This is a genomic window from Streptomyces sp. NPDC001108, assembly GCF_053598535.1.
In genome coordinates, this window is record NZ_JBSFKL010000002.1 from 534641 (window position 1) to 549430 (window position 14790).

The 14790-nt window shown below is 74.1% G+C and carries 14 protein-coding genes; 9 read left to right on the plus strand and 5 right to left on the minus strand.

Annotated elements, in window-relative coordinates; genetic code table 11:
* Positions 1-72: 72 nt before the first annotated feature.
* Genes ACWC97_RS07215 through ACWC97_RS07225 form a run of 3 tightly spaced genes read right to left on the minus strand, consistent with a single transcriptional unit; the run spans position 73 to position 2303 of the window.
* Positions 73-483 carry a RidA family protein gene (locus tag ACWC97_RS07215; RefSeq protein ID WP_352273406.1) on the minus strand — a complete coding sequence of 137 codons (411 nt, stop codon included), beginning with the start codon at positions 481-483 and terminating at the stop codon, positions 73-75.
* A 6-nt stretch (positions 484-489) separates the two neighbouring features.
* Positions 490-1248: an IclR family transcriptional regulator gene (locus ACWC97_RS07220; protein ID WP_385214368.1), complete on the minus strand. Its 759-nt coding sequence runs from the start codon at positions 1246-1248 to the stop codon at positions 490-492.
* On the minus strand, positions 1245-2303 hold the full coding sequence (locus ACWC97_RS07225; RefSeq protein ID WP_450647913.1) for a sugar kinase: 1059 nt from the start codon (positions 2301-2303) through the stop codon (positions 1245-1247). The genes ACWC97_RS07220 and ACWC97_RS07225 overlap by 4 nt, the downstream gene beginning before the upstream one ends.
* A 242-nt stretch (positions 2304-2545) precedes the next feature.
* Here ACWC97_RS07225 and ACWC97_RS07230 point away from each other — a divergent pair, with 242 nt between their 5' ends.
* A complete protein-coding gene (locus ACWC97_RS07230; RefSeq protein ID WP_352273626.1) occupies positions 2546-3787 on the plus strand; it encodes an alanine racemase in 1242 nt (413 codons plus the stop codon).
* 34 nt (positions 3788-3821) lie between these two features.
* Positions 3822-5450, plus strand: a complete 1629-nt coding sequence (locus ACWC97_RS07235) for an N-acyl-D-amino-acid deacylase family protein (protein ID WP_352273409.1) — start codon at positions 3822-3824, stop codon at positions 5448-5450.
* Between the two features lie 20 nt (positions 5451-5470).
* Here the strand turns inward: ACWC97_RS07235 and ACWC97_RS07240 are convergent, their stop codons facing one another.
* Entirely contained in the window at positions 5471-6307 is an 837-nt protein-coding gene (locus ACWC97_RS07240) for a siderophore-interacting protein (RefSeq protein ID WP_450647916.1), read from the minus strand.
* A gap of 99 nt (positions 6308-6406) precedes the next feature.
* Between ACWC97_RS07240 and ACWC97_RS07245 the strand changes: the two genes are divergently transcribed.
* Positions 6407-7222, plus strand: coding sequence for a TetR/AcrR family transcriptional regulator C-terminal domain-containing protein (locus ACWC97_RS07245; protein WP_450647918.1), 816 nt, complete (start codon positions 6407-6409; stop codon positions 7220-7222).
* 69 nt (positions 7223-7291) lie between these two features.
* Here ACWC97_RS07245 and ACWC97_RS07250 read toward each other — a convergent pair whose 3' ends face one another.
* Complete coding sequence (locus ACWC97_RS07250) at positions 7292-8161, minus strand: S1 family peptidase (RefSeq protein WP_450647920.1); 870 nt, start codon at positions 8159-8161, stop codon at positions 7292-7294.
* 242 nt (positions 8162-8403) lie between these two features.
* Between ACWC97_RS07250 and ACWC97_RS07255 the strand changes: the two genes are divergently transcribed.
* The 6 genes from ACWC97_RS07255 (at position 8404) to ACWC97_RS07280 (ending at position 14727) form a co-directional block, all read left to right on the plus strand.
* Positions 8404-9237 (plus strand): arylamine N-acetyltransferase family protein, encoded by an 834-nt coding sequence (locus ACWC97_RS07255; protein ID WP_450647922.1) that lies wholly within the window; start codon positions 8404-8406, stop codon positions 9235-9237.
* A 227-nt stretch (positions 9238-9464) separates the two neighbouring features.
* Positions 9465-10676: a pyridoxal phosphate-dependent aminotransferase gene (locus ACWC97_RS07260; RefSeq protein WP_352273414.1), complete on the plus strand. Its 1212-nt coding sequence runs from the start codon at positions 9465-9467 to the stop codon at positions 10674-10676.
* An 83-nt stretch (positions 10677-10759) separates the two neighbouring features.
* Positions 10760-11155 carry an SCO4983 family protein gene (locus tag ACWC97_RS07265; protein WP_352273415.1) on the plus strand — a complete coding sequence of 132 codons (396 nt, stop codon included), beginning with the start codon at positions 10760-10762 and terminating at the stop codon, positions 11153-11155.
* A 143-nt stretch (positions 11156-11298) separates the two neighbouring features.
* Entirely contained in the window at positions 11299-12402 is a 1104-nt protein-coding gene (locus ACWC97_RS07270; RefSeq protein ID WP_352273416.1) for a substrate-binding domain-containing protein, read from the plus strand.
* Between the two features lie 29 nt (positions 12403-12431).
* A complete protein-coding gene (locus ACWC97_RS07275) occupies positions 12432-14087 on the plus strand; it encodes a substrate-binding and vWA domain-containing protein (RefSeq protein ID WP_450647925.1) in 1656 nt (551 codons plus the stop codon).
* Entirely contained in the window at positions 14074-14727 is a 654-nt protein-coding gene (locus tag ACWC97_RS07280) for a hypothetical protein (protein WP_450647927.1), read from the plus strand. The genes ACWC97_RS07275 and ACWC97_RS07280 overlap by 14 nt, the downstream gene beginning before the upstream one ends.
* Positions 14728-14790: the final 63 nt, after the last annotated feature.

Sequence of the window (14790 nt, forward strand, 5' to 3'; positions counted from 1 at the left end):
GCCCCGGCGTCACCGGCTGCTCCGGGGCCGTCCGGCCGGACCGTGCCCGGCCGGACCACCCGGGCCGGTGGTTCAGCCGAGGACCGCGAGGGCGTCGATCTCGATCAGCAGGCCCTTGGGGAGGCCGACGTAGACCGTCGTGCGGGCGGCCGGGGGCGCCGTGAGGTTCTGCTCGGCGAAGTAGGCGTTGTAGATCTCGTTCATCTCGGCGAAGTGGTCGACGTCCGTGAGGTAGACGCGCATCATCATCACGTCGTCCCAGCTCGCGCCGCCCTCCTCCAGGATCGCCTTGACGTTGGCGAAGGTCTGGAGGGTCTGCTCGCGCAGGGTCGGTCCGGCCGGGGTCGGGGCCTGGCCGGCCACGGCGGGCAGGAAGCCGACCTGTCCGGCGACCTGGAGGATGTTCCCCTTCCTCACCCCGTGCGAGAACTTCGCGGGGGGCGTGGTGTGGGTGCTCGGGGTGAGGGCGGTCTTCTCGGTCATGGCAGTTCAGGCCTTCTTGGGTCGGGGGGTGCCGGAGTACTCCCGGCTGATGGACTCGGCGGTGCGGCGCACCAGTGGGAGCAGGGTGAGGAGTTCCTCCGCCGTGACGACGACGTTGGGCGCCGAGACCGACATCGCGGCGACGACCCGTCCGTCCGCGCCCCGGATGGGGGCGCCGACGCAGTTGATGGACTCCTCGTGGCCACCGAGGTCGGTGGCCCAGCCCTGTTCGCGGACGACGGCCAGTTCCTTGAGGAACGCGCCGGCGTTCGGGGTCGAACGGGGCGTGTACATGGGGTAGTCGAGCCGTTCGGCGATGGTGCGCCGCTCGGGCTCGGGGAGGTCGGCGAGGAGCAGTTTCGCGACGGCGGCGACGGTGATCGCGACGGGCTTGCCGATCCGCGAGTACATCCTGACCGGGTAGCGGCTCTCCACCTTGTCGATGTAGAGGACCTCCTGCTCCTCGTGGACCGCGAGATGCACGGTGTGGCCGCAGCTCTCGTTGAGTTCGACGAGGTAGGGGTGGGCGATCTCGCGTACGTCGAGGTTCTCGACGGCCTCCTGGGCGAGGGAGAAGAGGCGGGCGCCCAGGCGGTAGCGCTGGTCCTGCTGGCGGTGGACGAGGCCGTGCTCGTGGAGCGTACGGAGCAGGCGCAGCGCGGTGGACTTGTGGACGCCGAGCCGCTCGGCGACCTGGCCGAGGTCGGCGGGCCCCTGGGCCAGCAGGGGCAGGATGCTCAGCGCCCGGTCGACGGTCTGGCTCATGTCGTACGTACCTCCTGGTCGTCCCCCGTCCAGCCGGGGCCGAGACGAAGTCTCCCCCAGGCGGCGTCGTCCAGTGCGGCAAGGGCGTCGGCGTGCGCGCGGGCGGGGGGTCCGGTGAGGTCGCCGGGGACGGTGAGGACGGCGGCGGCCATCAGGTGGCCGTGGCGGGCGCGGTCGCGGACCGGGAGGCCGCGCAGGGTGGCGGAGAGGAATCCGGCGGCGAAGGCGTCGCCCGCGCCGACGGGGGCGACGACGTCCACGTGGAGGGCGGGGACGGTGGTGACGGTGCCGGGGCCGGTCCCGGTGCCCGAGAAGACCGTCACGCCGTCCGCGCCGTGCTTCACGACCAGGACCGACGGTTCCGGCAGGGCGGCCCGGACCGCCTCCGCGCCGTCCACCCCCCAGGCTTCCCGCGCCTCGTCCTCGCCGACGAAGACCAGGTCGGCGCGGCGGGCCAGGTCGAGGAGGACGCGGGGGGAGGCGTCGGTGCCGCGCCACAGGCCGGGGCGGTGGTTGACGTCGAAGGAGACGGCCGGGCGGCCGGGTCGGTCCTCGGTCAGGTGGTGGAGCAGGGCCAGGCAGCCGGTGGAGAGCGCGGCGGTGATCCCGGACAGGTGGAGCATCCGGGCGGGGGGCAGCGCCGCGCGGGGGACGGTGTCGGGGGACATCGCGGAGGCGGCGGAACCGGCCCGGTAGTAGGCGACCTCGTGGATGTCGGTGGCCCGGTCGGTGGCGGTGCGGAAGTAGACGCCGGTGGGCCGGGAGGGGTCGCGGCGCACCCCGGAGGTGTCGACCCCGTACCGCGTGATCGTCTCGACGAGGTGGTCACCGAAGCCGTCCGCCCCGACCCGGCTGACCCAGGCCGCCCGGTGCCCGGCGGCGGCCAGGGCGCAGGCGACGTTGGACTCGGCGCCGCCGATGCCGCGGTCGAAGGAGGGGACGTCGGCGAGGCGTCCGGGACGCGACGGCAGGAACGTCACCATGGACTCGCCGAGGCACACGACGTCGGTGGCGGCGGCCGTGTCGGCGGCGGTCCTGGCCGGGGTTCCGGACACGCGGGGCTCCTCGCAGGTCTGGCGGACGGGGGTCCGGGATACGGAACGGACGCACGCGGCGGACCACGGGCGTCGGCTCGGATGGTAGACAGGGACGAGCGGTATACGCAATGATCGTTGCACAAGATGCAACGCATGAGTGATCGAGGAGGATCCTCTTGGCCACCCAGCACTCCCCCGAGCAGGTCGACCGGTCCGCGACGGCCCTCGCTGGCGAACGCGTCGGCGGACTCGCCGCCGAGGTGGTCGACCACCGGTTCAAGGCGCTGCCGCCCGACGCGCAGGGTCTGACCGTCGGTGCCCTCGCCGCCCAGCGGCGCAACCTCCACACCGGCGGCTTCACCACCCCGGTGCTCGCCCTGTCCGCCGAAGCGGTCGAGCACAACCTCGTCCTGTTGCGCACGTACGCCGAGCGCCACGGGCTGGCCTTCGCCCCGCACGGCAAGACGTCCATGTCCCCGCAGCTCTTCGCCCGCCAGCTGGAGCACGGTGCCTGGGGCATCACCGCCGCCGTGCCGCACCAGGCGCGGGTCTACCGGGCGTTCGGCATCCGGCGGATCTTCCTCGCCAACCAGCTGGTGGACGCGGCGGCGCTGCGCTGGCTCGCCGGGGAGCTGGACGCCGACCCGGAGTTCCGCTTCGTCTGCTACGTCGACTCGGTGCGCGGCGTCGAGCTGATGGACGCGGCGCTGCGGGAGGCGGGCGCCGCCCGGGCCGTGGACGTCGTCGTGGAGCTGGGCGCGGGCGAGGGCGCCCGCACCGGGGCCCGTACGGAGGCGGAGTGCGCGGCGGTGGCCGACGCGGTCGCGGCGACCGGGACGCTGCGGCTGGTGGGCGTGGCCGGTTACGAGGGCGAGGTGCCGGACGCGACCGGTGAGCGGGTGCGCGACTGGCTGCACCGGCTCGTGGCGCTCGCCGTCGACCTGGACCGCGCGGGCCGCTTCGCGCCCGGCGAGCCGATCGTGGTCAGCGCGGGCGGCAGCGCCTGGTTCGACGCGGTGGCGGACGTGTTCGCGCGGATCCCGGAGCTCTCCGCGCCGGTGCTGAAGCTGCTGCGCTCGGGGGCGTACGTCTCGCACGACGACATCCACTACCGCCACCTCACCCCGTTCAACCGGGTGCCCGAGGAGGGCTCGCTGCGGCCCGCGTTCCGGCTGTGGGCGCAGGTCGTCTCCCGCCCCACGGACGCACAGGCCTTCCTCAACGCGGGCAAGCGGGACGCCGCCTACGACCTCGACCTCCCCGAGGCCCAGCTGGTGCGCTCCGGCCGGGACGGCGAGGTCCGCCCCGCGACGGACATCACGGTCGACCGCCTCTCCGACCAGCACACCTGGCTGCGCACCGGGCCGGACGCGCGGCTGGAGGTGGGCGACTGGGTGGGGCTCGGCCTCTCCCACCCGTGCACCGTCTTCGACAAGTGGCAGCTGATCCCGCTCGTCACCGAGGACGGCACGGTCACGGACTACGTCCGCACCTTCTTCTGATCCGCCCGGCCGCTCCCCCGAAAGGCACCACCCCATGGACCTGGTCATCCGCAACGCGTACGTCGTCGACGGCACCGGCGCCCCGGGCCGCCGGGCCGACGTGGGCGTCCGGGACGGCCGGATCGCCGAGATCCGGCCGGAGGGCGCGGCGGGCCCCCGCCCCTCCGGCCGCCGGACCCTGGACGCCGACGGGCTGGCCCTCACACCCGGCTTCGTCGACATGCACGCGCACAGCGACCTCGCACTGCTCCGCGACCCCGACCACAGCGCCAAGGCCGCGCAGGGCGTCACCCTCGAAGTGCTCGGCCAGGACGGCCTGTCGTACGCCCCGGTCGACGACCGGACCCTCGCCGAGGTGCGCCGCTCCATCTCCGGCTGGAACGGCGGCGCGCCCGAGGAGACGGACGTCGACTTCGACTGGCGCACCGTCGGCGAGTACCTGGACCGGTTGGACCGCAATTTCGGCGGGCGGGGCATCGCCGTCAACGCCGCCTACCTGATCCCGCAGGGCACCGTCCGGATGTACGCGATGGGCTGGGAGGACCGCCCCGCCTCCCCCGCCGAGCTGGACCGGATGAAGGAGCTCGTCGCCCGGGGCATGGCGGAGGGCGCGGTCGGCATGTCCTCCGGCCTCACCTACACCCCGGGCATGTACGCGGACGACGCCGAACTCACCGAGCTGTGCCGGGTGGTGGCCGCGCACGGCGGCTACTACTGCCCGCACCACCGCTCGTACGGGGCGGGGGCGCTCGACGCGTACGCGGAGATGGTGCGGCTCACCCGGGCCGCCGACTGCCCCCTCCATCTCGCCCACGCCACCATGAACTTCGGCGTCAACGAGGGCCGGGCGCCCGAGCTGCTCGCCCTGCTCGACGAGGCGCTCGACGCGGGCGCCGACATCTCCCTCGACACGTACCCGTACACCCCCGGCTGCACCACCCTCTTCGCGATGCTGCCGAGCTGGGCGGGCGAGGGCGGCCCCGGGGCGGTGCTGGAACGGCTCGCCGACGACGCCACGGCCGAGCGGATCCGCCACCATCTGGAGGAGCTGGGCTCGGACGGCTGCCACGGGGTGCCGATCGAGTGGGACACCATCGAGATCTCCGGGGTGGGCACGCCCGCCCTCGCCGACCACGTCGGCCGCACCGTGGCCGAGTCGGCCCGGCTGCGCGGCGAGACGCCCTGGACGACCGCGCGCCGGCTGCTGGTCGAGGACCGGCTCGGCCCCACGATCCTCCAGCACGTGGGCCACGAGGAGAACGTGCGCCGCATCATGCGCCACCGGGTGCACACCGGCGGCAGCGACGGCATCCTCCAGGGCGAGAAGCCGCACCCCCGCGCCTACGGCACCTTCCCGCACTATCTCGGCCGTTACGTCAGGGAGTTGGGCGTCCTCTCGCTGGAGGAGTGCGTCGCCCACCTCACCTCGCGCCCGGCGAGGCGGCTGCGCCTGCCCGACCGGGGGTACGTCCGCGAGGGCTACCGCGCCGACCTCGTCCTCCTCGACCCGCTCACGGTGGCCGCGGGCGCCACCTTCGAGGCGCCCCGCACGCTGCCGACGGGCATCCCGCACGTCCTGATCGACGGCCGCTTCGTCATCGAGGACGGCCGCCGCACCCAGACCCTCGCGGGCCGGTCCGTCCGCGGCCGGGGAACGCGGTAGGCGACGCGCGGGGGCGGCCGTCAGAAGCCGCCCTGTTCCTTCGCCCAGGCCAGGTCCTCCTCGGTCGGGGCGTCGTCCTGGGTGAGGCTGCGCCGCCAGTACCCGGCGAACTCCACGGCCGCCCGGTCCATCCCGCGCTCCTCGACCAGGTGGCGGCGGAGCGCCCGTACGGTGCCCGCCTCGCCCGCCAGCCACGCGGCCCCGGCCCCCTCGGGCAGCCGGGCCGCCCGCACCGCGTCCAGCAGCGAGCCGCCCCGGTCCCGGTGCACCCACTCCACGGACACCTCCGCCGCCGAGGGCAGCGGGCGCTCCTCCGCCGCGTCGGCGACCTCGGCCCGGACGAGCGCCCGCGCCCCGGCGGGCAGGGACTCCAGCAGGGTGCCGATCGCGGGGAGCGCGGTCTCGTCCCCGGCGAACAGCAGCCAGTCGGCGGCGGGCAGCGGCCGGGCGTACAGCGACGAGGGCCCGACCATGCCGAGCACGTCGCCGGGGCGCGCCCGGCGGCCGAAGCGGGCGGCGGGCCCGTCGTCGCCGTGGAGCACGAAGTCGACCGTCATCACCCCGGCCGCCCGGTCGTGGCCGCGCACGGTGAAGCCGCGCAGCAGCGGCCGCTCGGCCTCCGGGATCGCCAGGTACGCCTCGTACCACCGCATGCCGTACGTGTCGTCGGCGGCCGGCTCCGGCAGCCGGGGCAGGTCCTGGCCCGGCCGCGGGAAGCAGAGCTTCATCTGCTGGTCGGGCCGGTCCTCCAGCAGCTCGGCCAGCGCCTCCCCGGTGAAGGCGATCCGCGCCGTGCGCGGCGTGATCCGCTCCACGCCGACGACCCGTACGTACGACACGGCCAGTGCCTGTCCCATCGCGGCCCCACCTCCCCGCCGGGGACGGATCCCCGACTGATACTTTACAGCGTAAGGAATTGCTCGGGAGAAGTTACTTTACGGCGTAAGGAGTCGCAAGTGGTGGTCTTTGCCGGACAGGGCGACGCCCGGCGCTCGATGTCCCTGCTGTGGCGCGGCGCGCGGCCGGAACCGCCGGAGCGGCGCCCCGGCCCCGGCCCGAGGCCCGCGCTGAGCGTCGACGCGATCGTGGCGGCCGCGATCGGGCTGGCGGACGCCGAGGGGATGGCCGCGCTGTCGATGCGCGCGGTGGGCGAGCGGCTCGGCCGCACGGCGATGGCGCTCTACACCTACGTCCCCGGCAAGAGCGAGCTGCTGGACCTGATGTACGACCAGGTCCACGCCGAACTGCCCGCCGACTACCCGGACGACGGCGACTGGCGGGCCGGGCTCACCGCCTGGGCCCACGACGGCCTGGAGTTCCACCTGCGCCACCCGTGGGTGCTCCAGGTCTCCCAGGCCCGCCCGGTGCTCGGCCCGCACGAGTACGCGGGGCTGGACACCCTGGTGCGGCTGCTGACCGCGACGGGGCTCGACGCGTCCCTGCTGCGGCGGCTGATCGGCGCCCTGTCCCATTTCGTGCGCGGCTGCGCCGGGACGGTCGCCGAGGCGCGGCAGGCCGCGGCGGCGACGGGCGAGCCGGACGAGCGGTGGTGGTTCGCGCGCTCGGCGCTGCTGGCCGAGGTGGCGCCCGATTTCGCGGCGCGGTATCCGGATCTGGCCGCGCTGGAGGGGGCGAGCGCGCCCCGGGACGTCGCGCCGGGCGAGGAGTCGGTGCCGTTCCTGGAACGGGAGGCGCGGGCGACCTTCGAGGCCGGGCTCGACGTGCTGCTCGACGGGATCGCCGCGGCGGTCGACCGTGCGGGGAGAGAGTGACGGACGACGTGCCGCCGCCGCGGCACCCGGAGGAGAGCGGGCGCCGCGGCGGCGGACGGGGTCACCCGGTCACGGCTTGGGCAGGACGCACCCGGCGCGGTTCAGGTCGAACTGGTTGCCGGGGCCGATGCACGGCACGATGCCGTACGTCTCCTGGGCGTAGTTGATGCCCTGACGCACCGTCACGTTGCCGCTCTCGTCGACCTCGCACGGGTTGTTGTCCGTGCAGCGCTGGCCGTCCTCGTTGCCGGTGTTGTTGACGGCGACGACCTTGCCGGTCGCGTTGTCGATCACCGGGGAGCCGGACGTGCCGCCGATGGTCTGGCAGGCGGAGGTGTAGCGGACCGAGTCCTTCCAGGTCCACGAGCCTTCCTTGAGGCGGTAGACGAAGCCGTCGATGTTGCAGGCGTACGTCCGCTTCCAGTAGCCCGACACGACCGTGATGGCGGTGCCCTGGACCGGGTGCGCGGTGTTGAGCTCCAGCGCCTTGATGCCGTAGGTGCTCTCGATCTGGGCGTAGGTGCTGGTGAGCTGGTAGACCGAGATGTCGGTGTCGGTCATCGTCCCGTACGCGATCTTGCTGGCGCGCAGGGTGCCGACGCCGGCGCCCGAGGCGTTCAGCAGGGTGAAGCTCCGGGTGGACGGCTGGTTGCGGACGACCTGGCCGGGGCCGGGGAACCCGGTCTCCATGCAGTGCCCGTTGGAGAGCACCAGCGCGGGGTCGCCCGGCTGGGAGCTGGGAGTGCGCACGACGGAGCCGGAACAGTTGCTCAGCGCCACGGTCCCGGCGAAATTGACCGCCTTCACCCCGGGCTTGGCCTTCACCGTGGCGGCGGGCGCCGTCGCGTCGCCGGCCGGAGCGGTCGCGGCGGTCGCGGGCGCGACACCCGCCCCGAGGAGTGCGACGGCGAACACCGCACCGACGAGAGGCTTCTTCATGTGGGGGTCCTCTCAAGTGACCCGGGCAGGAGCCCGACGGCCCCGCCCGCGAAGTCCTGTCCAAATTGACATGCGCATGTTGGCGTACAACAGGACCCCCCACAAGGGGCGGTTTCCAGCCGCCCCCGGGTCCGGAACCGCTCCGGTCCCGGACCCGCCTCTGGACGTCGGACCGAAGGACCGGCCCGCCTCCGCCCCGAGCCGGAGGCGTCCGGCCGCGCCACCGCGTTAGCGTCAAGGACATGACTTCCGACCGCGCCCGCCCGCTCGACCTCGACGCCTACCTCACCCGGATCGGCCTCCCCGGGGAGCACCGGCCGACCGCGGAGGTGCTGCGCGCCGTGCACCGCGCCCACGCCCTGGCCATCCCCTTCGAGAACCTGGATCCGGTCCTCGGCAGCGCGCCCTCGCTCGCCCTCGCCGACCTGGAGGCGAAGCTCGTCCGCGGCCGGCGCGGCGGCTACTGCTTCGAGCACAACACCCTGTTCGCCGCCGCACTGACCGCGCTCGGATTCCGGGTCACCACGCTGGGCGCGCGGGTCGTGCTGGGGGCCGCACCCGGTGCCGTCCGGCCGCGCACCCACATGCTGATGACCGTGGCGGTGCCGGGCGGGTCGACGCCGTACCTGGCGGACGTGGGCTTCGGTTCCAGCAACGGGCTGCTGGAACCGATTCCGCTGGTCGCGGGCGCCGAGGCGCACGCCGGCCCGCACCGCCACCGGCTCGTGACCACCCCTCACGACGGCCCGCTGGAGCGGTGGGAGCTCCGGGCGTACACCGCCGAGGGGACGTGGGAGTCCTTGTACGCGTTCACCCTGGAGCCCTTCGAGGTACCGGATTTCGAGGTCATGAACTGGTACATCGCAACCCACCCGCGCTCCCCGTTCAGGACCGGGGTCCATGTCCAGCGGACCGTCCCGGGCGCCCATCTGTCGCTGGCCGGACGCACCCTCACGGTGACGGCGGACGACGGCGGCCGCGAGGTGCGGGAGCTGGCCGACGGCGACGAGGTCCTGCGGGTGCTGGCCGCCGAGTTCGACATCCACCTGCCGTCGGACACCTGGCTGCCCGGGTAACGGGCCGGGACGGGACGGGCCGTGGCGCATCTCACCCGTCCGGGCCCGTCCCGCCCGCCCTCCGGTGCATTCGAAGCCGCGGCGGCGCTCCCGCCCGGCGTTCCCACGGCACGGGGCGGCGGGCGCATGGCGATGGAAGTCGGGGCCGGACGGGACGGGCGGGGCGGTGGGGGCGTTTGTGGACGAATACCCCGGCGCCGGGCGCGGACGGCCGTAAGCTCCCGGGCATGCAGGTCATCCAGTCCACGAAGCTCGCCAACGTCTGCTACGAGATCCGGGGTCCGGTGCTGGAGGAGGCGATGCGGCTGGAAGCGGCCGGTCACCGCATCCTCAAACTGAACACCGGCAACCCGGCCGCGTTCGGTTTCGAGTGCCCGCCCGAAATCCTGGAGGACATCCTGCGCAACGTCGCCGGGGCGCACGGCTACGGGGACGCGAAGGGGCTGCCGTCCGCACGGCGGGCGGTGGTGCAGCACTACCAGACCAAGGGCGTCGAGCTCGACGTCGAGGACGTCTACCTGGGCAACGGCGTCTCCGAGCTGATCCAGATGTCGATGCAGGCGCTGCTCGACGACGGCGACGAGGTGCTCGTACCGGCCCCGGACTATCCGCTGTGGACGGCCTCGGTGTCGCTGGCCGGGGGCAGGGCGGTGCACTACCGGTGCGACGAACAGGCCGACTGGATGCCGGACCTCGCCGACATCGAGCGGCGGATCACCGACCGCACCAAGGCCCTGGTGATCATCAACCCGAACAACCCGACCGGCGCGGTGTACGACGAGGAGATGCTGCGCGGGCTCACCGAGATCGCCCGCCGCCACAACCTGGTGGTCTGCTCCGACGAGATCTACGACCGGATCCTGTACGACGGCGCGACCCACACCCCGACCGCCACGATCGCCCCCGACCTGCTGGTCCTCACCTTCAACGGGCTCTCCAAGAACTACCGGGTGGCCGGCTACCGCTCGGGCTGGCTGGCGGTCTGCGGCCCGAAGGCCCACGCCTCCTCGTACATCGAGGGGCTGACGATCCTGGCCAACATGCGGCTCTGCGCCAACATGCCCGCGCAGCACGCCGTGGCGACCGCGCTCGGCGGCCGGCAGTCGATCGACGACCTGGTGCTGCCCGGCGGGCGCATCCGGGAGCAGCGGGACACCGCGTACGAACTGCTGACCCGGATCCCCGGCGTGACCTGCGTGAAGCCGAAGGGGGCGCTGTACCTCTTCCCGCGTCTGGACCCCAAGGTCTATCCGATCAAGGACGACCGGCAGATGGTGCTCGATCTGCTGCGGGCCGAGAAGATCATGGTCGTGCACGGCACCGGATTCAACTGGCCGGAACCCGACCATTTCCGGGTGGTCACCCTGCCGACGACCGAGGACCTGGCCGACGCGGTGACCCGGATCGCGCACTTCCTGGACGGATACGGCCAGCCCTGAGCGCCCACCCCCGCTTCGATCGCGGTCAACTTTAGATTGAATCCAATGTAGGATGGTCGCACGCACCCCCCAGGAGGCCATCCATGTACGAACCGATCCGCACCAAGTCGGTCCACACACCGGTTGACCACGACGACTTCCCGGGCCGCTCCCGCGAGGAGGAGCTGGACATCCAGCTCGCCGGGCACCTGGCGGCGCTCCTCGCGGTGACCGACGAACTGGGCCTCGGCACGGCGGGCGACGCCATCGCCACCCAGGTCGCCCGGCTGCGCGGCGCACCGCCCGCCCGCCACGCCGGCCGGACCGGCGCCCCCGAGGCCGCGCTGCACCGCCGCGCCCACGCCCTCGCGGGCCGCGCGCTGGTGGTCGCCGCGTCGCGCGCCGACACGGCCGCGGCGATCCTGGCGGCCGAGCGCATGGACGCCCACACCGCGGCGCTGGCCGCCCCCGCACCGGCCTGCCTGGCCGGCGCCCGCTGACGGCCCCGGTCCGCGTGCCGTCGAGGCGCGCGGACCGGGCGCCCCTCACCCGAGCTCCCCCGCGCCGTTTCCACCCCCGTACCGCCCTCGTCGCGTACTGGGATCAGCGCTTCACCTCCCGTCCACCCGGCCCGACCCGGAATGTGGGTTTCCGCGAGCAGGCTTCGGCTGTGAGACGCATCGTGGGCATCGTTCTGGCGGTGCTGCTGATCGGCGGGGTGGCCATAGCCGTCGCAGCGGGCCGCGACAGCAAGGACCCGGGCACGGCGACGCAGACCGTGCGGGGCGTGATCGGGTCGGAGAAGGCCGAGTTCTTCGCCGACCCCGGCGTGGTGAAGGCCCTCGCCGGGCGGGGGATCACCGTCAAGGCGGAGACCTCCGGTTCCTGGGCCATGGACCGGCTCTCCCTGAAGGGGTACGACTTCGCCTTCCCGGGCTCGAAGGCCCCGGCCGACGACCTCCAGCGCCGGTCGGCCGTCACCGGCGGGCCGCTCCGGCCCTTCTACTCCCCGCTGGTCGTCGTGGCGCACCGGGCCGCCGCCCAGGTCCTGGCCGCCAACGGCCTCGCCGTACTGCACGGGCGGACCAGCGGCAAGCTGCTGATGGGCCCCTACCTCCGGGCCGCCCGCGACGACCGGACCTGGCAGCAGCTCAAGGGGGCCGACGGCCGCGCCGAGTTGACCGGCACGGTGTTCATCACCAGCACCGACCCCGTCTCGTCCAACTCCGGCGCCCTCTACCTCGCCGCCGCGTCCTATGTCGCCGACGGCGGCCGGGTCGCCGCCGACAGCGCCGCGATCGACCGCACCGCCCCGCTCCTGAGGAAGCTGATCCGCGTCCAGGGCGCCCAGCAGACCAGCAGCGACGCCCCGTTCCGGGACTTCATCAGCGGGGTGGGCAACCCCCTGGTGCTGGTCTACGAGTCCCAGGTGGCCGCGCTGCTGATGCAGCACCAGGACGCCGGTGACCTGGTCCTCCTCTACCCCGACACCACCGTCTCCAGCGACCACACCCTCGTACCTCTCACCGCCGCGGGCCGCCGACTGGGCGAACTCCTCTCCACCGACCCGGAGTTGCGCAGACTCGCGGTGCGCCACGGCTTCCGGCCGCAGGGCGCGGCCGCCGAGTTCACCGCGGCCACCGCCGGTCACACCGACTACATCGACCAGAAGCTGACCGGGGTCCGTCAGGCGCCCGTGCCCACCGCGACGGTGCTGCGCGCGATGGCCCGGCGGACCCGCGGCTGACACCCCACGCCTCCCGGGAGAACCCCGCCATGAACGAAGAGCCCCGGCCGACGACGTACCACCCCGGAAGACGGCCCGGCGCGCCCCGGCGCCGGGCGCCGCGCCCGCTCGCCGCCCTGCTGTCCGCCGCCGTACTCGCCCTGCTCGCCGCCTGCTCGGGCCCGGGCGGCGACGGCTCCCCGGACGGGCCCGGGGAGAGCGGCCACGCACGGCGCCCCGGCACCCTGCGCATCCTGGCCTCCAGCGAACTCAGCGACATGAAGCCCCTGTTGGAGGAGGCGAGGGAGGCGACCGGGATCACCGTCCAACCCACCTGGACCGGCACCCTCGACGCCGTCGAACAACTCGGCTCCGGCACGGCGGACCGGGCGTACGACGCGGTCTGGCTCTCCTCAAACGACTATCTGCGGCTGCACCCGGACGCCGCCGCGCACCTCACCTCGGAGACCCCGCTGATGACGTCGCCGGTGGCCCTCGGGGTCCGTGCGTCGACGGTGCGCCGGCTGGGCTGGCGGCCCTCGGAGGTGACCTGGTCGCAGGTGCACCGGGCGGTCGCCGAGGGCCGGCTGACGTACGGGATGACCGACCCGGCCCGCTCCAACTCCGGTTTCTCCGCGCTGGTCTCGGTCGCCTCCGGGCTCTCGGGCGCCCAGGCCGCGCTGACCGACGCCGATGTGCGCGGGGCGAGCGGGAAGCTGAAGGAGTTCTTCGCCGGGCAGCGGCTGACCTCAGGCTCCTCGGGCTGGCTGGCCACCGCGTACGCCCGGCGCGGCACGGTGGACGCGCTGATCAACTACGAGTCGGTGCTGCTCTCGCTGAACCGCGACAGCCACACCGGGCTGACCGTGATCCGCCCCCGCGACGGCGTGCTGACGGCGGACTACCCGCTCAGCGCGCTCACCTCCGCCACGCCCGGGGCCAAGGACGCGGTCCGCGCGCTCACCGCGTACCTCCGCACCCCCGACGCGCAGCGGAAGCTGACCCGGGACACCTTCCGCCGCCCGGTCGTCCCCTCGGTGCGGCCCGCCCCGCCGCTCGCCGCCGGCACCCGCCGCGAACTGCCCTTCCCCGGCTCCCGGTCCGTCGCCGACGGGCTGCTGCACGCCTACGAGAACAAGCTGCGCCGCCCCTCGCGGACCGTGTACGTGCTCGACACCTCGGGCTCGATGGCCGGGGAGAGGCTGGCGGCGCTGAAGGCGGCGCTGACCGGGCTGACCGGGGACTTCCGGGAGCGGGAGGAGGTCACCCTGCTGCCGTTCGGCTCGTCGGTGAAGCAGGTCCGCACCCATACCGTCGACCCGGCCGACCCGCGCCGGGGCCCGGCCGCGCTGCGCGCCGACACCGCCGGGCTGAGCGCCGGGGGCGAGACGGCGATCTACTCCAGCCTGCGGTCGGCGTACGAGCGGATCGGCGCGGACACCGTGTCCGCGTTCACCTCGATCGTGCTGATGACGGACGGCGAGAACACCGTCGGCGACACCGCCCGCGACTTCACCGCCTACTACCGCGCCCTGCCCGACGAGCGCCGGGCCACCCCGGTCTTCCCGGTCGTCTTCGGCGACTCGGACCGGGCCGAGCTGGACCGGATCGCCGCCCTGACCGGCGGACGGCTCTTCGACGCGACGAAGGAGCGGGGGCCGGGTTCGCTGGACGGCGCCTTCGAGGAGATCCGTGGGTACCAGTAGGAACGGGGCGGCCCCGGGCGGCGGCGCCCCGGGCCGGGTGGCGGCGTACCTGGGGTCGCGGAAGAACATCGCCGGGTGTGTCGGCGGGCTGACCGGCCTCGCCCTCACCTTCACCCACCTCGCCGGGACGTACTGGCCGGCGGTGGTGGCCGCGCTGTACGCGGCGGGCGCGCTGATCGCCCCGCCCGAGCGCACGCCCGCGCCGGGGTTCCCGGCCCTCCCGGACGCGTCGTCGCGGCTGGACGCGGTGCGGGAGGGCTTCGGGACGCTGCGGGAGTACCTGGACACGGTGGAGCTGCCGCCCGCCGCGTCGGGCCGGCTCACCGAGCTGATGGAGCTGCTCGACGGGCTCCTCGCCCCCGGCTGGGCGTCCGGGGCCCTGACCACCGACCCGGAGGGCGTCCACGCCCTGTCCCGCACCGTGCACCAGGACATCCCGGAGGCGGTCGACACCTTCGTACGTACCCGCTGGTGGACCCGGGTCGCTCCCGGCGCGGAACCGCCCGAGCGCCAGCTGGAGCACCAGTTGTCCCTGCTGTACCGCGAGGCCACGGCCCTGGCGGCCGCCCTGCGCGAGACGGAGGCCCGCCGCCAGAAGTCCCATACCCGCCACCTGGAGGACAGGGGGCGCGGCGGATAGAGGGACGTGTCCCCGACGTGCCGACGTGCCGACGCCCGGCCTTCCGGCGGGGCGTCGGCACGT